This is a genomic window from Paracoccus aminophilus JCM 7686 (genome assembly GCF_000444995.1).
Classification (GTDB): Bacteria; Pseudomonadota; Alphaproteobacteria; order Rhodobacterales; family Rhodobacteraceae; genus Paracoccus; species Paracoccus aminophilus.
In genome coordinates, this window is record NC_022041.1 from 212,243 (window position 1) to 230,452 (window position 18,210).

Annotated in this window: 17 protein-coding genes, 1 tRNA gene and 1 pseudogene; 12 read left to right on the top strand and 7 right to left on the bottom strand. The window is 59.6% G+C overall.

What is annotated here, in order from left to right:
- Nucleotides 1–8: 8 nt before the first annotated feature.
- Together JCM7686_RS01075 and JCM7686_RS01080 are read right to left on the bottom strand one after the other, a co-directional pair.
- Nucleotides 9–842: a uracil-DNA glycosylase gene (locus JCM7686_RS01075; protein WP_020949015.1), complete on the bottom strand. Its 834-nt coding sequence runs from the start codon at nt 840–842 to the stop codon at nt 9–11.
- 70 nt (nt 843–912) lie between these two features.
- Nucleotides 913–1,320 carry a hypothetical protein gene (locus JCM7686_RS01080; RefSeq protein ID WP_236635861.1) on the bottom strand — a complete coding sequence of 136 codons (408 nt, stop codon included), beginning with the start codon at nt 1,318–1,320 and terminating at the stop codon, nt 913–915.
- Nucleotides 1,321–1,585: 265 nt separating this feature from the next.
- Between JCM7686_RS01080 and JCM7686_RS01085 the strand changes: the two genes are divergently transcribed.
- The 7 genes from JCM7686_RS01085 to JCM7686_RS01115 all read left to right on the top strand — a co-directional run bounded on the left by JCM7686_RS01085 (nt 1,586) and on the right by JCM7686_RS01115 (nt 7,947).
- Entirely contained in the window at nt 1,586–1,837 is a 252-nt protein-coding gene (locus JCM7686_RS01085; RefSeq protein WP_020949017.1) for a hypothetical protein, read from the top strand.
- A 211-nt stretch (nt 1,838–2,048) separates the two neighbouring features.
- The gene (leuB, locus tag JCM7686_RS01090; protein WP_020949018.1) at nt 2,049–3,170 is read left to right on the top strand and encodes a 3-isopropylmalate dehydrogenase; all 1,122 of its coding nucleotides are present in this window, start codon (nt 2,049–2,051) and stop codon (nt 3,168–3,170) included.
- 4 nt (nt 3,171–3,174) lie between these two features.
- Nucleotides 3,175–4,074 (top strand): DMT family transporter, encoded by a 900-nt coding sequence (locus JCM7686_RS01095; RefSeq protein ID WP_020949019.1) that lies wholly within the window; start codon nt 3,175–3,177, stop codon nt 4,072–4,074.
- A gap of 161 nt (nt 4,075–4,235) precedes the next feature.
- Nucleotides 4,236–5,540 (top strand): hypothetical protein, encoded by a 1,305-nt coding sequence (locus JCM7686_RS01100; protein WP_041527033.1) that lies wholly within the window; start codon nt 4,236–4,238, stop codon nt 5,538–5,540.
- Nucleotides 5,537–6,715, top strand: a complete 1,179-nt coding sequence (locus JCM7686_RS01105) for a glycosyltransferase (protein WP_020949021.1) — start codon at nt 5,537–5,539, stop codon at nt 6,713–6,715. Before JCM7686_RS01100 ends, JCM7686_RS01105 begins: the two co-directional genes overlap by 4 nt.
- A 32-nt stretch (nt 6,716–6,747) precedes the next feature.
- Nucleotides 6,748–7,599 (top strand): sulfotransferase, encoded by an 852-nt coding sequence (locus JCM7686_RS01110; protein ID WP_020949022.1) that lies wholly within the window; start codon nt 6,748–6,750, stop codon nt 7,597–7,599.
- Between the two features lie 271 nt (nt 7,600–7,870).
- Nucleotides 7,871–7,947: transfer RNA gene (locus JCM7686_RS01115), tRNA-Pro, on the top strand.
- A gap of 238 nt (nt 7,948–8,185) precedes the next feature.
- Here the strand turns inward: JCM7686_RS01115 and JCM7686_RS01120 are convergent.
- A complete protein-coding gene (locus tag JCM7686_RS01120) occupies nt 8,186–9,928 on the bottom strand; it encodes a TniQ family protein (protein WP_020949023.1) in 1,743 nt (580 codons plus the stop codon).
- A 363-nt stretch (nt 9,929–10,291) separates the two neighbouring features.
- On the opposite strand from JCM7686_RS01120, the gene JCM7686_RS01125 reads away from it, so the two are divergent.
- From JCM7686_RS01125 to JCM7686_RS01140, 3 genes are all read left to right on the top strand, one after another.
- The gene (locus tag JCM7686_RS01125) at nt 10,292–11,074 is read left to right on the top strand and encodes a hypothetical protein (protein WP_020949025.1); all 783 of its coding nucleotides are present in this window, start codon (nt 10,292–10,294) and stop codon (nt 11,072–11,074) included.
- Nucleotides 11,075–11,160: 86 nt separating this feature from the next.
- Nucleotides 11,161–12,033: a pPIWI-associating nuclease domain-containing protein gene (locus tag JCM7686_RS01130; RefSeq protein WP_201769413.1), complete on the top strand. Its 873-nt coding sequence runs from the start codon at nt 11,161–11,163 to the stop codon at nt 12,031–12,033.
- A gap of 337 nt (nt 12,034–12,370) precedes the next feature.
- Nucleotides 12,371–13,458, top strand: a protein-coding gene (locus tag JCM7686_RS01140) for an IS3 family transposase (RefSeq protein WP_148292561.1) whose coding sequence is annotated in 2 segments (ribosomal slippage) — nt 12,371–12,632 and nt 12,632–13,458 — 1,089 coding nt in all. Because the reading frame shifts where the segments join, the coding sequence is not laid out codon by codon here.
- A gap of 39 nt (nt 13,459–13,497) precedes the next feature.
- Here JCM7686_RS01140 and JCM7686_RS23780 read toward each other — a convergent pair.
- From JCM7686_RS23780 to JCM7686_RS01165, 4 genes and pseudogenes are all read right to left on the bottom strand, one after another.
- Nucleotides 13,498–14,063 (bottom strand): annotated as a pseudogene (locus JCM7686_RS23780) (IS3 family transposase); the annotation flags it as partial.
- A gap of 254 nt (nt 14,064–14,317) precedes the next feature.
- Nucleotides 14,318–15,736, bottom strand: coding sequence for an exonuclease domain-containing protein (locus JCM7686_RS01155; protein WP_020949031.1), 1,419 nt, complete (start codon nt 15,734–15,736; stop codon nt 14,318–14,320).
- A gap of 7 nt (nt 15,737–15,743) precedes the next feature.
- A complete protein-coding gene (locus JCM7686_RS01160; RefSeq protein WP_020949032.1) occupies nt 15,744–16,265 on the bottom strand; it encodes an ImmA/IrrE family metallo-endopeptidase in 522 nt (173 codons plus the stop codon).
- A gap of 2 nt (nt 16,266–16,267) precedes the next feature.
- Nucleotides 16,268–16,627, bottom strand: coding sequence for a helix-turn-helix transcriptional regulator (locus JCM7686_RS01165; RefSeq protein WP_020949033.1), 360 nt, complete (start codon nt 16,625–16,627; stop codon nt 16,268–16,270).
- Nucleotides 16,628–16,783: 156 nt separating this feature from the next.
- Here JCM7686_RS01165 and JCM7686_RS23785 point away from each other — a divergent pair, with 156 nt between their 5' ends.
- A complete protein-coding gene (locus JCM7686_RS23785) occupies nt 16,784–17,005 on the top strand; it encodes a DUF2188 domain-containing protein (protein ID WP_084621006.1) in 222 nt (73 codons plus the stop codon).
- 71 nt (nt 17,006–17,076) lie between these two features.
- Nucleotides 17,077–18,210 (top strand): ComEC/Rec2 family competence protein, encoded by a 1,134-nt coding sequence (locus tag JCM7686_RS01170; protein WP_041527037.1) that lies wholly within the window; start codon nt 17,077–17,079, stop codon nt 18,208–18,210.

Genomic DNA, 18,210 nt, shown 5'->3' on the forward strand with positions numbered 1-18,210 from the left:
AAGCCGCGTCAGCCGTCGAGCCGCGCCTTGAGCGACAGAAGATCCGCCCAAGCCTCGCGTTTGGCCAGAGGCGTGCGCAGCAGATAGGCGGGGTGGGTCATCGGCAAAGCTGGGCGACCAAAGGCCGTCTGCCAATTGCCGCGCAGCCGCAAGATCCCGGCCCGACCAAGCGCCGCCTGACAGGGCGTGTTGCCCATGAGCACGATCAGATCGGGTGCCGCGAGCTCGACGTGACGTTCGAGAAACGGCAGCATCATCGCGATTTCAGCGGGCTCGGGCGTGCGGTTGCCGGTCGGGCGCCACGGCAGCACATTGGTGATGTAGAGCGCCTTTTCCGCATCGACTTGATCGCGCGCCAGCCCGATCGCCGCGAACATCCGGTCGAGAAGCTGGCCCGCGCGGCCGACGAAGGGGCGGCCCTGAATGTCCTCTTCCTCGCCCGGCGCCTCGCCGATGATCATCACCCGCGCTTTCGCATTGCCATCGGCAAAGCAGAAACTGCGCGCGCCTTTCTTGAGGTCGAGCCCGTCGAAACTGTCCTGCGCCGCCGCCAGATCGGCGAGCGTTTGCGCGCCTGCCGCAAGCGTTTGGGCGCGGGCGACGGGATCGGGACCGGCCGGACGCGGCGTGGCAGCAAGCGGGGTCGTGCCGGGATCTGCGCTCGCAACCGCGCGGGCGGCCTTTTCGGCGGCGCGGGCCGTGGCCTCGGCGCGGGCCTCGTCGTAGCGGTTGATGGGCGCGTCGAGACATGGCTCGTCCGCCCCCATCTCTGACTGCCATTGCAGCAGCGCAAGGGCCGTTTCCGCGTCGATCGCGAATCCGTGGTAGCTCAAATCGCTCATGGCGCGAAGCTATGCCCGCCGCGCCGCCAAGTCGAGACCGCCTGTCCCGAGATCCGGCGGCGGGCGTCTGTCATTGAGACTGGGTGACCGGGGTGGTGCCGCCGCCCATCGCGACCAGCTTCTGGATCAGGGGTTTCGCGCTGGGCCCGATGCGGTCGCAGGCGCCCGGATCGTCCAGAAGCTTGAAGGCGGGCGCGTAATATTGCTTGTCATAGGCCGAGGCATCCAGCCCCAGACGCGAGGCGAGCCGGTCGCCGGTGCCGGTGATCAGCGCCCATTCGCCGTTCGAGATTTCATAATCGTCGCAATTGGCGGTGATGACATTGACATTGGCCAGCTCACCGATCAGCGCCTTGGCATCGGCATCAGACAGGGTCGACACATCCGGCAGTTTCACGGTCATGCCGCCATCGGCAAAAGCCGCTCCGGTTGTCACCAGCACCACTGCCGCGCTCGTCGCGAAGGATCGCAGTCCCATCTCATAGCCTCTTTCGTTCGGATCGATGGCCCAATCGGGCCCGATGGGGCCGCCAGAGGCAACCCAAATCGCCGTGAGCGAGGGCACGAGCCGCGCACGGCTGCGTGTGCCTGCGACCGAAGCGCGGCGGTGGGGCGAGGCTGAAACGGGGCTTGGACCTGGCAAGATCCTGTTCGCAAACCAAGACTCTGCAATTGAGCTTGCGCGCGGGCATCGCCCCGGATTTCATGCGCAAATCAAACATATCCTTTCGGGAGAAACAGGAATGCGCGACTTTTTCATCCGCTCGATGGAGCAGATCATCAATGCGCTGGTGGTGCTCGGCGCGATTGCGGTCGTGATGACGGCGATTATGGTCATGGGCAGTCCGCAGGGCGGTCTGGTGCGGGGGATTGCCGTGCTGATCTTCGGGGCGATCTATCTCGTGCTGATGGCGGGCATGGTTTATCTGGGCCTTGGCATCTACAACAACACCCGCCGCACCGCCGAGGCGACCGAAGAGATCGCACGGCGCTGAGCTCCGCGGGACCGCTTGCGAGATCCCGGTTGATGAGGCGGTCCATGGCCCGGTTGGCGGCCCCTGTCGCTGATCCGGGGCAGACCGCTGAAGGCCGGGGTTTTCGTATGGGAAAGCGGGTCGGGCGCGGCTTCCTCTGACCGCTCTCTTGACGCTGCCGGGGCGCGGGGCTACGCGGGTTTTGGCATATTTTTACCGGAGGACGACCACGATGACCACCTATTCGCTCCTGATCCTGCCCGGCGACGGCATTGGTCCCGAAGTCATGGCCGAGGTGCGCAAGGTCATCGGCTGGTTTGAGGAGAACAAGGGCCTCAGCTTCGACATCAGCGAAGATCTGGTCGGCGGCGCCGCCTATGATGTGCATGGCATTCCGCTGGCCGATGCGACCATGCAGAAGGCGCAAGAGGTCGATGCCGTCCTGCTGGGCGCTGTCGGTGGCCCGAAATACGACAATCTCGATTTCAGCGTGAAGCCCGAGCGTGGCCTGCTGCGGCTGCGCAAGGAAATGGACCTGTTCGCGAACCTGCGCCCGGCGCAGTGTTTTGACGCTTTGGCCGATTTCAGCTCGCTCAAGCGCGAAGTCGTGGCCGGTCTTGATATCCTGATCGTGCGCGAGCTGACCTCGGGCGTCTATTTCGGTCAGCCGCGTGGCATTTCCGAAGACAACACCCCGGGCAATGAAGGCGGCCGCGTCGGCGTCAACACCCAGCGCTATACCTCGGGTGAAATCCGTCGCGTCGCCCGCGCCGCGTTCGAGCTGGCCCGCAAGCGCGGCAACCGCGTCTGCTCGATGGAAAAAGCCAACGTGATGGAATCCGGCATCCTCTGGCGCGAGGAAGTGCAATGGGTCCATGACAACGAATATCCCGATGTCGAGCTCTCGCATATGTATGCCGACAACGGCGCGATGCAGCTGGTGCGCAATCCGCGCCAGTTCGACGTGATCGTGACCGACAACCTCTTCGGCGACATCCTGTCGGATGCGGCGGCGATGCTGACCGGCTCGCTTGGGATGCTGCCCTCGGCCTCGCTTGGCGCGCCGATGGAGAATGGCCGTCCGAAAGCCATGTATGAGCCCGTCCACGGCTCGGCCCCGGATATTGCCGGTCAGGGCAAGGCCAACCCGATCGCCTGTATCCTCAGCTTCGCCATGGCGCTGCGCTATTCCTACAATGAAGGCGATAATGCCGCGCTGCTGGAAAAGGCCATCGAGAAAGTGCTGGCTGACGGCGTGCGCACCGGCGATCTCATGGGGGCAGAGGGCGGCGTGCCGGTCTCGACCTCGGGCATGGGCGATGCGATTCTCGCCGCACTGACTGCGCTGAAGTAAGTCCGTGTCAGCGAGGGACAACCTGCGCGGCGCGTTGGTGGCCCTGCTGAGCATGGGCATCTACACGACGCATGACGTGATCATCAAACATCTCGGGGCGGAATATGCCGCCCTGCAGATCCTTTTCTTCACCTCGCTGTTGTCCTTCCCGCTGCTGTCGGTCGTGCTGCTGAGCGATCCGACCCCCGGCCCGCTGCGCCCGAAGAAGCCGCTTTGGGTCGCGGTGCGCGCCTGTTCGACGATGGGCGCGATGATCTGCGGCTTTTATGCCTTCTCGCATCTGCCGCTGGCGCAGGTCTACGCACTGCTTTTCGCCTCTCCCTTGCTGATCACGCTGCTGACCGTCCCCTTTCTGGGAGAGACGGTCGGGCCGCATCGGCTGGGCGCGGTCGTGGTCGGGCTTGCGGGGGTGCTGGTGGTGCTGCGTCCCGGACAATCCGCGCTTGAGTTCGCCCATCTGGCGGCGTTCGGCGGGGCCTGCTGCACCGCCATGGGGGCGATTGCGCTGCGCAAGCTTGGGCGGGGAGAGCGGCGGGTGGTTCTGCTGCTGTGGCCGATTCTCGGCAATCTCGTGCTGGCTGGCGTGTCGCTGGCCTTTACCTATCGCCCGATGGAGCTGCCGCATCTGGCGCTGGCGGGGGTGATCGCGTTTCTGAGCCTTTGTGCCGGTTTCCTGATGATCCTGGCCTATCAGCTGGGCGAGGCCACCGTGGTCGCGCCGATGCAATATTCCCAGATCATCTGGGCCTCGGTCTATGGCTGGCTCTTTTTCAGCGAAACCATGGACGGCATGACGCTGATTGGCTCGGCGCTGATCATCGCCTCGGGGCTTTACATCCTGATGCGAGAGCGCGGCGCCGGTGCACGTGCGACCGCTGTCGGGGCAAGATTGGGCCCGGGCTGACAGCGCGCGGGGCAGGGGGCGCGGTTGTCGCTGTCGCTATGTGGCGATTCTCGCTCAATTTCGACGCCGACTATTCCGCCATATTGCCTGCGCCGAGACTGCCCGGTATGAGAATGCGTTCGCGCCCTCCCGCCAACCAAGCCAGAAAGCCCACTTCGGATATGCCTGAAGTCCTGCGCAAAGTGCTGCATTACTACCGGGTCTTCAAGGACACGTCGAAATTGCAGGGACGCGCCTATGCGTTCAAACGCTCGGCCGCCTTCATCTCGACCCGGCTGCGTGCCCGCATGGGGCAGCGTCGCATCGGCGAGATCCGACGCACGGACGCGGCCAAGGATATCATCCGTCTGGTCAGCACTCTGCCCAAGGCGCCGACCGCCCGTCCGCTTTTGCTGATCATTTCGGATCTCCAGATCCGGCAATGCATCCATTACCGGGTCGATCAAAAGCTGCGCGTTCTCGAGAGCATCGGGGTCAAGGCGCAGTTCGTGCGCCCCGATGAGATCGGCCATGTCGCCTCGCTGCTGCCCTTTGCCGGGACGGTCATCATCTACCGCACCGTCGTGCCCGCCAAGCAGATCGAAGAGATGAAGGCCGCAGGCATCCGCGTGATCTTTGAATTCGACGATCTGGTCGTCGGAGCCGAGGCCGTGCGCAAATCCGGCATTCTGGGCGAGATCACCGACAATCAGGGCAAGAACCTGTGCCAGCTGGCCGATCAGTTTCTGGCGACCGCGCAGCTCTGCGACGAGATCATTGTCTCGACCGATTTCCTTGGCCAGCTTTACGAGCGCCCCGCGCATGGGCTGGCGGGCAAGCCGATCCACGTCATCCCGAACTTCCTGGAGCGCGATTGCGACGCTGCAGAACAGGGCATGGTCTGGACCTTTGCCTATACCACGCCGTCGGGCTCGATCCGCAGCGAGCTTGAGATGCTCAAGGCCTTCCTGCGCAGCTATGATGCGGTGGTCGATCACAGCTGGTCGATTCTGGTCATGGGCAACCCGCTGGCTGCGACCGAGCTGACGCAAGCCGGTTTCCAGCGTGGCCGCATCGAGACCCTGCCTTTCGCGGAATACGACGATTACATTCAACGCATCGGCAGCGCGGGCTGCGTGCTGATCCCGCTGTCGGACACGCCGTTCAATGCCTCGAAAACGCCGATCCGCGCGATGGATGCGGCTTTGGCCGGGACGACGGCGATCTTTTCGCCGGTCGGCGCCTTTGCGCAGATCCACAAGGAACTGAACAGCCACGCGCTCACCGTCGATCACGAGGATTGGAGCGGGGCGGGCACCTATGCCGGTTCGGTGTTCGAGGCGCGCGACATCTATGTGCGCGGGCTGCAACGTGCCGTGAATAAGCTCTACGGCCCCCAAACGGCGCGGCAGAGCTATCACGATCTCTTCGTCGAAAGGTTCGGTTTGCCGGCTTGCGAAGCGTCGAAAACGGAGTGGTCGGCGTGAAGATCCTGAACCTGAACCTGCATTTCTTCCCCGATTCCATCGGGGGGGCGACGGTGGTTGCCGAAAAGCTGGCCTGGGGGCTGGTCGCGGCCGGACATGATGTCACGAATATCTATCTCTCGCGCGCCGCCTCGCGGCAGGAGATGACGGTCGAGGACACGCCCTTCGGTCGTTCGGTCGCGCTCAACAACATCTACCCGACCGGGGGAAACCGCTTTTCGAGCCCCTTGGGCAGCTCGATGATTTCCGAAGTGGCCGAGATGGTGCAGCCCGATCTCATCGTCGTCCATGCCGCCCAGAGCCTTGGCGTGCAGGACTTCCTGCGCGACCGCAAATGGCTGTCGCGCACCAAGATCGTCGCGCATGACTTTTTCTGGTCCTGCATTCAGGGCTTTCGCACCCTGCCGGATGGCAGCCGCTGCACCCGCTCGATCGGCGTGGCGAATTGCCGTCAATGCGCCTGGTATCCGGGGTTGATCGATCAGGTCTACCGCGAGAACTGGGAGATCCTGAACCATTGCCGCGAAGTGATCTTCCCCTCAGAGTTCCTGCGTAAGGGCTATGCCGAGATCTTTGGCCGCGAGCCGGACAACGTCCGCGTGCTCTCGAACCCCGACAGCGCCGAGCTGATCCTGCCGTCAGACGCGCCTTTGCCGCCCGCTCCGGGGCAGGCGGCCCATGCGGCGGGCAAGACGGTCTATGGCTTTGTCGGCGGCCCGGGCGAGACCAAAGGCTGGGGCCTCGTGCGCGATTTCATGGCCTTGGCCGAGGACCCGGCGGCGAAGACGCATGTGGTTTTGTTCGACATTGGCCGCACCATCGGCACGCCTTGGTATCCGCGCAAATCGACCGAGGCCGTCACCATCGCCGCACCCTATCATTGGACCTATGCCGCGCAGGCGCTGGGGCAGATTGATGTCATGCTCATGCCCAGCAATGTGCAGGAAAGCTTCGGCCTCGCCGCGCGTGAAATCCTGGCACTTGGCGGCAAGACCCTGATCCGCCGCTCGGGCGCGCTGGCCGAGCTGGAAGGCTATGCCAATGTCGTTGTGGCCGAACCGGGACAGGATGCCGCAACCTTGGCCAGCCGGTTGGCCTTACTGCCCGGGCACGATAATAAAACTTGGATACCCACTACGGTCGAGGCCTATGCCGCGCAAATCGTCGGCAACTGAAACCCCTTGATCCCGAGCAGGCAGAAAAAACGATGAGCACAAAGCTGCACCGACTCTATCTCAACGCCGGTCAGATGAAGGCGGGGACGACCTATCTCTATTCGATCCTCAAGACCCATCGGCACATCTATTTTTCGCCTGAAAAAGAGATCCAATATCTCTCGCAGACCTATGGCACCTTTCGCATTCTCAGCGATGAGATGCGGCTGAAGAAGGCCAAAAGTCTGGTCGCGCACGGCAGCAAGCTCGACCGTCCGATCTATCGCTACCAGCATCTGCTGCGGTGGGCGGTGAATTACCTGCGCCCGGTCAATACGCCGAATTGGTATCAGGATCTGTTCGAGGGCATTCAGGACCGGCAATGGGCGGCGGATTTCTCGAACCTCACCTGCACGATTCCGGTCGAAGGCATGAAGCGGGTGCGCGAGCTCGCTGACGATGTCCGCGTGACCTATTGCTTCCGCGATCCGGTCGCGCGCGCCTTCAGCCATGCCAAGTTCCACCTGCGCTTTGCGGGCCAAAACACCGATCTGGCCGCGATGGATCCGGGCAAGCTGGAAACGCTGCTGCGCTCGGCCAATATCTATCCGCAATCCGAAACCGAGACCCATGTCGAGAACTTGATTGCCGGTTTCGGGCGCGATCGCGTGCGCCTGATCTCGTGCGAGGACATGTGGGCGGATCCGCGCAAGACGACGGAAAACATCTGCCGTTTCCTCGAGATCCCGACGATCGAGACCGAGATCTCGGCCGAGCCGGTCAATGTCGGTCCCGAAGCCAAGATGACGCCCGAGCTTGCCGCGCTCTTCACCGAGATCTTCGCGCCGCTGCGTGAGGCCAATGCCCGCGTCGCCGAGAAATACCGCGACCTGATCGCCTCGTAGGGCGCTCGCTGAGCCGAGGGCAGGGGAGTTGACTTGGGGCAGGCGGCTGGCGCCTCTCTTGGCGGTTGCCTGCCGTTGGTGCGCGGGGGACCCGTCCTTGGACCATGCTGTGGCGCTGAGCCCGGCCCCCGCCGCACCACAGATCCCGCCGCGAAACCGCTCTGAAACCTCTCCGAAACGACCCGGCCGCGCAGCCCCGGGTGCCGGACAAAGTTTCTGAAGTTTTCCCCTTGCATTCCCCCCGCCCAAAGGGTACTCGCCACTCCACGGTCGGAGCGTAGCGCAGCCTGGTAGCGCACCTGCTTCGGGAGCAGGGGGTCGGAGGTTCGAATCCTCTCGCTCCGACCAATTTCCCGATGAATGTGTCGTCCGACATCGAAACACCGACTTTTCGACAAAAGTCGGCTTTTTGATTCATCAGCAAAATAGTTGTTCCACCTGTTGAGGCCGAACCAAGGTCTTGTCAGTCTTCGCTGGGTCGCAAAATCGGCTCGACGTATCGGCGCTCATAGAGCGGGCCAAATTCCTGGTCATCCTTTGTGAATGGTGGCACGCCCGCCTTGCGCAATTCGACCATACATTTCTGCTAGCTCACTCCGAATTCGGCCTGCATCGTCATTGGCGTCATGAAGCGCGCGTGAAACGCTGCGATATCTTCGTTGGTCAGGTAGAGAACCTCTGTGCCATTGGTCGGATGAGGAACCCACCGGGCCGAGACATGCCCGGCGGTGAAGAGTTTTTGAAACCACGCCCTTAAGGAGATGCCCAGCTTCACGGCATGGTCCGAGGCAAGTTCGCCGGCAGGAAGCGATTCGTCGCGACGGCGGCGACGGGGCTGCCGGCCTGTGAGCTGGTCGACCTCGTCTTTCAGGACCATGTAGCTGCGATAACCCTCAAGGCCGGTGTCGCGGCCAAGCTGCAATTGCTTGCTGCGAATGGCAGCGACCAGGTTTCCAACGTTCAGGCCCGAGCGCCGGCTTGCCAGCTGGAGTTGCTCCCAACTCGTCGAAGGTGGGCTCAAGGGAGTTGCCACAGCATCGAATTCGGCCAGCAGCGCCAAGCCATCGGAAAGCCGCCAAGGCGATCTCACCTTAGGGTGACGGATGAAGGGGCGAAGTATTCCGGCGTCAGACAGCGCCTTGAGCTGAATCGCCGTTGCGCCAATGGCGTCCCTCATCTCCGGCACGCCAACCAGCGACGGTATCTCCTTCAGGAAGCTGTCATATTCCGGCGCGCTGAAGGTTTGCAACGCAGGTGGCCTGGGATCAACCTCCGGGACAGCGCCCACGTCAATCAGGCACATCTCTACAAGCTTCTTGTCTGTCCCGATTTCGATAGCAGCAGAGGCCGGGGTGTGAAGAAGCCGCGTCGACAGGGTTTGGCCCAACACCGCATCCCCAACTGCGAATGGCCAAGTCTCCAGAATACATTCTCGCAGGATGCTCCGAAATGGATCGAAGCCATCGTTCTTGAGGTAATCGGCTAGCCCGTCATAAAGCCTGCCATAGGCCCCCCGGAGCGAGACCCATTTTGACGTGGTCGAGGCAGCCAAAGCCTTGAATGCCGCCCGAAGCGCGGTCTCTCCTTTGGATAGCACCTCGAATCCGGCAGCTTGGGCTCTTGCCTGAAGGTCGGTCGGGCTTTCTGCTTGAGCCGCATTGTCGCGGATCAGCAACTCCCCGAGTAGGTTGCACATGGTCGTCGCAACAAACAGGCCATGTTCAGCAAGCCACGTCGGGTCTTCTCCCGTCGTCAAACGCGCATCGAGCCAGAGATCATATGGTGAGGGTGCTCGTCGAGGCTGGTCAAACTCTCCGGCAATGATCGTGGACGCGAGATCGCGGAGATGGGCCGCGCTATCGAAACGCTTCTCCGGCTTTCCTTCCTGCCAAAGTGGCACCAGCTCGTGCTCGTGATGGCAACAGATGGTAACATCGCGCAGCAACCAGTCGCCGCGCATCACCATCGCCGAGACTGGATCGTTCGGGTTGACCTTTGCATCCTCGCGAAGACAAATCGGGCAACCGCGCATGACGGGGCTGCGCACCGCCTTTGAGGGGAAGCGCTCTTGCCGGAACTCCATCCAGGCATCGCCCACTGGCGTTCCTGTCCAAGACTGCAGATTATGGAGCGCCTGACGGTCGAGCGCTGCCGTTTCACACAGCCGATTGAGCGCAGCTTGCTCGAACTGAGCGAACCGCTTCATCCCGAATCCGAGATCCACTGCGATATCAGTCGCCGTCGCGGCGTTCATCGCCGCGAATCGCGACAGAAATGAGAAAACCGTCTCGCGTGGAGCCGGAACCGGACGAAGGGGAAGTGCGGGCATGAAGATTAATCTGTGTTAGGCAGAAAGACGACCATGCCTATTGCCTCGGCGGCTGTCCATCCAACTATCCGTTGCTCAGCAAGGCGAGAACACCACCCGCGCTGTGGGGTTGGAAGAACGTCGATATGGGCGCAAAGCGGTTTGACGGTGGTGCGGCATGGCCGCCGCAGAATCTTGAAAGAGCGGACATTCACGCAGAACGCAACGAGGCCCAGGATAGACATCTCCCTAGGTAGAAAGGTAACTGATCCGGCACATGTTGACACGTTTAAATTGCCGCTAGAAACAGAGACTGCGTTTCACGGCAGTGAGAATGACAAGAATGACATCGAACCGCCAACAGAGCGGTTAAAGGAGTAGGTCATGGGGGTACGAGATGAGTTCTCACTCAGCACCAAACGAATCCTCGCAGAAAGAGCGGCGCACTTCTGCTCGAATCCTGACTGTAGAAAGCTCACAACCGGACCACATTCTGATCCGCAGAAAAGTTTGAAAACTGGCCATGCCGCTCACTTATGTGCCGCCGCGAGTAATGGGCCGCGATATGATGCGAGCCAGACCCCGCAGCAGCGCAAGCACATAGCAAACGGCTTGTGGCTCTGCAGGGAATGCGGTGACATCGTCGATAAAGATACTGCGCCGTACACGCCCGCAATTCTCCATCAGTGGAAGAGCGACCACGAGACCCTAGTCGCCGAAGTGCGCACGAAAGGGTATGCGCAGAGCCTCGTCCTTCTCCAAACTCGGCGGCAAGAACCCCAGCTTGCAAAAGACATAGTTGCAGAATTTGAGGACCATCGTGCGCTTTGGGAGGCATTTGACGCGGAGTTCCCTGATCGGGTTCGCCAATCTCTTGATCGGCTTCGCGTCAGATTGGGCGACATGCGAAAGGGTCTGCCTCAAGGAGGTGCATTAGATCAGGTGCTTCAATCGCTTAGGAAAACCATCTTGGCCTTCTTCATCCAAGTGGAAGAATTAGACTTGTTGACGCTGCGTTGCGACGGAAACGATCCCAATTGGTTGCGGTTTCAGGGCGCGCTAGCGGCACTGCGAAAATCGGTCGGCCTACAGCTTTTCTACCTCTGCAACGCTTACGGGGTTGTTCCGATCCAGGAGTTCGTGAACCTGATGCCACAGCCTGACTGAGAAAACTCCAATTGACTTGCGGCTTTAGGGGAGCTCCGCAACGTTGAGGACATCTTTTAACAGGCTGCTGCATAAAAAGTATACAGGTGGGACAAATTTTGGAGGCGAAAAAGTCAAACTGGAAACCCGTAAATGAGTTGCGTGAGAAGCTCACCGAAAAATTTCCTAGGGATTCTTTTTTAAAAGCATTGCTTGAAGGTGCATGGCGCGTTGCGCGCGACAAATCAAACCCTATAAGGGGCAATCTTGTTGCTAGCGCGCTCAGGGAAATATTTGGCCATATTCTGCATTCGCTCGCTCCTGACGCGGATGTTCGAAAGTGCACATGGTTTGAACAAGCGAAGGATACAAAGACGGTAACGAGGCGGCAAAAAGCGCATTTTATTGTGCATGCTGGTTTGCCTCCCGACTTTGTCGAGAAAGACTTGAATCTCGTAATCTCCGACTATGTCGACCCGCTCCTAGATGCCTTCGACAATCTAAACAAGGCTACGCATGTCCGAGCTGGAACAATCCTTTTCAAAGGAAAGGAAGTTCGCCAACTCTTAAGCGATGTTATACGAGGAATTTTGAATCTCCTGAACGCAACTGTTGATGCACGCTCGGATCTTGAGGAAAGAGTCGAGGAAACGATGCATCATGCCGTTTTTGAGAATTTAATTTCTGAAACTATTCAAGAACTCGATGAACTCTCAACACATACTATGGTGGACGGTCACTTCATAGATAAAGTCAAAGTTATAAAACTTGACGCGGAGCAGGTTGTTTATGAAGTTACTGGAGAAGTTGATGTCGAGCTTCAGTATGGGTCCAATTCAGACGTCAGAAATGACATCGGGGCACGGATCGGTGATTCATACCCCTATAGGGCGACTGTTTTTTCGCGCGCTGCAAAACCCATGGAAATGCACTCAGAGGACATTGAGCTAAAGGTTGACAACCGTAGTTTCTACGAATGAGCGCTAAGTGTCGATTTCTGAATGCCGTTGCGGCGGCTATTTTTTGCTCCGGCACCGCCTGAGCGACTGCTCTAGGGATCGTCGCTCTGCAGCGAGGAGTGGGCTCAATCGCCCTCCATGGGCCGTCCTTGCTCGGTGCGGCCCGGCTAGGCCGAGCCCGCCAAACCTGCGGGTTGCTGTGATGCAGCATGTTGCTCCGAGCCTATCACCGACATTCGAGCCTATTGTAGCGTCGTTCGACAGTTTGCATGGGGAGCGGAATTGTCGGGTAATCCTCCCCATGGTTAAGGGGCTGCATAAGTAGAATTTTCTCGTAGCGTGAGCTGAGGAGATTCGAATGAGAAAGAGCCGTTTCACCGAGCCGCAGATCATGGCCGTGCTTCGTCAGGCCGAGAGCGGCGTGGCCGTGCCTGAACTTTGCCGCGAGCATGGGATCAGCACAGCGAGCTTTTACAAATGGCGCTCGAAGTATGGCGGCATGGACGCGTCCATGATGAGCCAGATGAAGACGCTTGAGGACGAGAACCGGCGGTTGAAGCGCATGTTTGCGGACCTGAGCATGCAGGCCGAACTGCTCAAGGAAGCACTAGGAAAAAAATGACACGGCCAGTTCAACGCCGGGAGCTGGCCGAGAAGGCTGTGGCGACGAAGGGGGTCAGCATCGCGCTGGCCTGCCGGGCCTTTGGCGTGAGCGAGACCTGCTTTCGCTACAGCCCGAAGCGCGATGCCGAGAACGAGTTTATCGCGGACCTGTTGGAAGGGCTGACCAAGGTGCACCGGACCTGGGGCTTTGGGCTATGTTTCCTGCACATGCGCAACGTCCAAGGGCATCCTTGGAACCACAAGCGCGTCCATCGGATCTATTGCGAGTTGGAACTGAACCTGCGGATCAAGCCGCGGCGGCGGATCAAGCGTGACAAGCCTGAAGAGCTTAGCGTCCCTGACGCGCCGAACACGGTCTGGTCAATGGACTTCATGGCTGATCGATTGGCCGATGGCCGTCAATTCCGCCTCTTGAACGTGCTGGACGACTTCAACCGTGAGGGCCTCGGCATTGAGGTCGACTTCTCGCTCCCGGCCGAGCGGGTGGTCCGGTCCCTCAATCAGATCATCGAGTGGCGCGGAAAGCCCCTGGCCATCAGGGTAGACAATGGCCCTGAATACATCAGCTCCACGCTGATGATCTGGGCCGAGAAGCAGGGCATTGCCCACAACCACATCCAGCCTGGGAAACCACAGCAGAACGCCTACGTCGAGCGTTACAACAGGACAGTCCGCAATGAATGGCTGGACCTATACATCTTTGAAACCATCGAGGAGGCGCAGGAGATCGCAACCGACTGGCTATGGACTTACAACAATGAGCGCCCCAACATGGGCATCGGCGGCATCACACCCGCCCAGAAACTGAAGATGGCTGCCTGAAGTCTACTTCTGCACCCCGTTAAAACGGGGAGGATTACCCTTTACCGGCACTTTTAGCCCCTCACGCCGCCATAACCGCGAGACACGCTTGTCGTTCACCTGCCATCCGGCATCCCGCAACAGAGCCGCAATCCGGCGATAGCCGTAGCGGCCATATTGCCGGGCCAGCGCGATCATGTCGGCGACTAAACGGTCCTCGTCCGCTTGGCCCCTCGGCAACTTGCGCTGCGTGGAGCGATGCTGGCGCAGCACCTGGCAGGTCCGACGTTCGGAAACGCCCAACTCACCCCGGACATGATCGATGCAGGCCCGGCGGCGAGCGGGGCTCAGAAGTTTCCCCTGGCGGCCTCAGTCAGGATCAGCTTGTCCAGCGTCAGGTCTGATACCGCACGCCTGAGCCTCTCATTCTCCTGCTGAAGTCGCTTCAGTTCCTTCAGCTGATCCACGCCCATCCCACCGTATTGCTTCCGCCATCGGTAATAGGTCTGTTCGACAACACCGATCCGCCTGATCGCATCAAGACGGGACAGACCTTGCCCCATCAGAACCTCAACCTGCCGTAACTTCGAGACAATCTCTTCCGGCTTTGGACGCTTGTTTGCCATTCTCGATCCTCCGTTTCCTAAGAATAACGGTGGACCACTTCAGTGGGGGCATTCCAGAGTAGCCCCGAGTTTCTTAGACGCCTTCGCGTCTCATCTTCTGCTGCCGTTCGAACTAGGCGGGCGACAGCATCCCGTTCCTCGTATGCTTGCACCTTGGATTGCCGCTATTGACCTCGGCCTTCCTGATCTATGCACACGGCGGCGGGCACAACCAAGCTTTGCGAGAATTGACCGGGCTGCCCTACTATCGCAATTCAGACCGCCCCTCGAAGGTTCTTCTGTTCTCTCAAGGTCGCAGCTCTCGCACTACGATCCCGCAAATATGCGCTGTATCGAAAGAGCCGATCATCGTGGTCTGTCCCTCCTGTTGTAAGCTTTTCCGTTTCGGCTAAAGCTAGGTCGTATGTGAGGCAACCGGACCCGTCTCCCAGCAGTTGTTCTGCCAAGCGATGCTCTATCTCCACCTTTAACACTGGTGGAAGAACTCCGCGGGCTTCAGAGTACATCAAGCGCAACCCAAACCACCGCAGGCGCTCGTCCTCCAAGCCTTGCACGATAGCGAGGCGGTCCGGCCATGAGGCTTGGTGAAAATCCCTCATGCGCCGCTCGTCATCCGGTCCTGGAAAACCGTTGTAGATTCGTTCCTCAAGGTGAGGCGACAGTGGATATGGCTCTCGGGAGGCGACATACGCGGCGAGTATCCGCGCACATAGATGTGCGTCCGCTTTCACACGCCGAGCTTGGTTCTCAATGTGATCGATCAACCCGCCATCCAACATGTCCTCTGGAGCATCGAAGAATGCGGTAAGCGTAGGCGATGCATTGACCCTGAACCGGCGGATCGGACTGGGCTTCTGAGATAGATAGGCCTGCAGTTCTGTGTCGCTCATTGTAGCAAGTTGGTCGACATCTTGATTAAGGCGCAGACAAATCCTGCCGTTGGCTTGGTCAGGATCTACACCGACACAGACTACCGGAGCGTGATAGGCCCGCCCGCCGAAGAACTCGGTTAGTACGAAGCCATCTTCCGATTCAACGAAATCCGCAACGGCCGCCTTGTTCGAAAAGCGAACAAACCGCTGCCACAACTCCGGTGACCGTTGATATACCAGCCTGCACAGCTCGACCGTAGCAAGCACGTCAGACATGGCGTCATGCGCGTGATTATGGGCGACGCCGTTCGCCGAAGCCAGATGATGCAAACGAAATGTCCGCTGCCCCTCCTCGCCGATTGGAACAACAAGCCGTTCGGGCGACACAGCATTAACTGCCATCACCAGGCTAAGGGCGTCAGCTCGGCAGTTGCGATGATTGCTGGTCAAGTAGGCAGGATATAGGGATTGAAAGAGTGCATGCCGCAACATCTCTTCGTCGAAGCGGATAGAATTAAAGCCAACGAAGATGGCCGGGCTCCACGACATAAGGGTCCGGCGAATATCCCCTACCATCGAGTAGTGCGACGGCAAGTTGGTGTCGATCAGCCGTTCAATGGGCAGCCCGTTGACATGCATCGCCAAGGGATGAGGAAGTACATGCGGTTGCAGGCGCGAGCGGGTTTCGAAGCGCGCCACCTCATTAAGATTTGCATCGGTAAGAATAGCCGCGAAGTGAATGATCTGATCAAACCCGCGCCTAAGCCCTGTCGTCTCGGTATCGAAGAAGACAAAGCTCACGGGCGTTCTACCAACGAGTAAGCCGAAAGCGCATCGCAGCCGGGCTTACTCTGAACCGGCGTGCTAACGCTTCGATCGCAGTCTCATCCTCGAGGTCTACTCCCTCTCCCTCTAACGCGGCTGCCAAAAGATCTTCCGGGATCAGCAGTTCCGAAGCAAACGCATTTGCTTCGACTTCCATTGGCTCTGTTCCGAGAGCCGAAACATCATTCCGAAACAGAACACGGATGCCCTTGTCTACATGGACGGCCCGACTGATCTCAGAAGCGTGCAGCACGTGATGGCCAAGCTCATGGGCTGCCGAGAAGCGCTGCCGGTTGGGGTGGTGAAGCGCATTCACTCCAATGATACCTACGCCCTCCTTGATGTAAGCCATGCCCGATAGGTCTTCATCAAGAGGCGCGTATTGGAGAGCGATCTTTCGAGACTTGATTATTCGATCCACCGGGACTGGCGGCGTCGACACACCAAACTCTTGCAAAATCGAGCGTGCAAATCTGCGCGCACGTTCGGTATCCGCGTCAGCCATGATCAGGACTTACCGCGTCGCGGCTGCAATGCGGATGAAATCAGGTCGGCGACTTGAGCTTCGGCGTCTTGCGAAAGCGTTTTCCTGGACAGCGTCTGATTGGAAAGCGTCATCTTCAGCTCCTCCCCTAAAGGTTTTTGCGGCATCGGCGGTAACAGTTCTGACACCTTGGCAAAATCGAGCGCAGCAGCGAGCGCGTAAGCATGATGCAACAGTACGTTCTGTCGACCACTCTCGATATTGGCGATCGAAGCGCGCGACATATTCACCTTACCCGCCAGGTCCGCCTGCGTGAGGTCAAGCGCCTTCCGCCGGGTCGAAACCGCGCTTCCAAAAGCCCTGTAGAGTGCATCGCCTGCCATGTGTCATGTTTGCGCCCTCCCCACACGGATGTCAACATCACAAACAAGGTGTGCATAATACAAACATATACGAGTGATTAATAGTTGACACTCGGAGATGGATTGGGAATCCATAGTGATAGGGCGTGATGCCCGGAATCAGTCGGAGGACCAACAATGTCGAAAAGGATTCACGTAGTTCCCCACAGGGAGGGCTGGGCGACACGCCGCGAAGGTGCCACTCGAGTTGGATCGACCCACGATACGCAGGCCGATGCAACGAAGGCGGCGCGCGGAACCGCTGTTCGCGAACGCGGAGAGGTCATCATCCACCGTCCGGACGGTCGCATCCGGGACTCCAATTCTTACGGCAACGACCCTTTCCCGCCGAAGGGCTAACGGCGCAGAGCCGCTTCCAGGGGCGGTTCTGCTCTGCTGTGCGGGGTTCACAATCACAAGGACTAAGGAACATGACTGCGAAGCTGACCTTCCACCCGCTTGGCAATGCCGACTGCACCAGGATCGATTTTTCTGACGGCAAGAAGATGCTGGTCGACTATGCCGATATGAGGAATGACAATAACCCCTATGACAAGCGGATTGACCTTCCTGTTGAACTCAAGGCGGACCTCAGAGCCGCCAACAGGGACAACTATGACGTTGTCTGCTTTACGCATCTGGACGACGACCACTGCTGCGGAACAGGAGATTTCTTCTGGCTCGACCACGCCGCGAAATACCAGGGCGAGGGCCGCATCAAGATCAAGGAACTTTGGGTGCCGGCTGCCGCTATCCTCGAAGACGGCTGTGACGACAGCGCCCGAATTGTCCGGCAGGAAGCACGGCATCGGCTGCGGCAAGGCTACGGCATCCGTGTCTTCTCCCGTCCGAAAAAGCTGGCCGACTGGCTGGCGAAGCAGGGGCTTTCCCTTGAGTCCCGCGCGCACCTGATTACCGACGCCGGCCAATACGTTCCCGGCTTTTCCAAGTTCGGCCCGGAACGGGCCGAATTCTTCATTCATAGCCCCTTCGGCTGGCGTCAGAATGAGAACGGGATTATTGACCGGAACCAGGACAGCATCGTCTTCCAGGCCACCTTCCTTGAGGGCGGTCGCGAGACCTATGCGCTGTTTATGTCTGATATTCACGCCGACTCTATCGATCAGATTGTCCTGACCACCAAGCGCCACGGGCATGAAGACCGCCTGCTGTGGGACATTTTCAAGGTCCCTCATCACTGTTCCTACACGGCGATTGGCTGGACCAAGGGTGAGGATGAGACCCAACCCACCGAACATGTCGAGTGGCTTTGCGAAACGCAGGGGCGTGATCGCCACATCATGGTTTCTACCAGCAAGCCGATGCCTCTTAAGGGGACCCTCGAAGATGCCGATGTCCAGCCCCCCCACCGCCAGGCCGGCAATTACTACAAAGCAGTCGCACGTCGCGCCGACGGCTCGTTCAAGGTGACGATGGAATCGCCGACGGCGGCTCATCCGAAGCCGATGAGCATTGAGGTGACGAGCCGCGGCGCGCAACTCCTGACTGTCTCGGCTGTGGCCGGCGCGGCCAGCATCATCGCCACGCCGGCGCGGGCGGGTTGA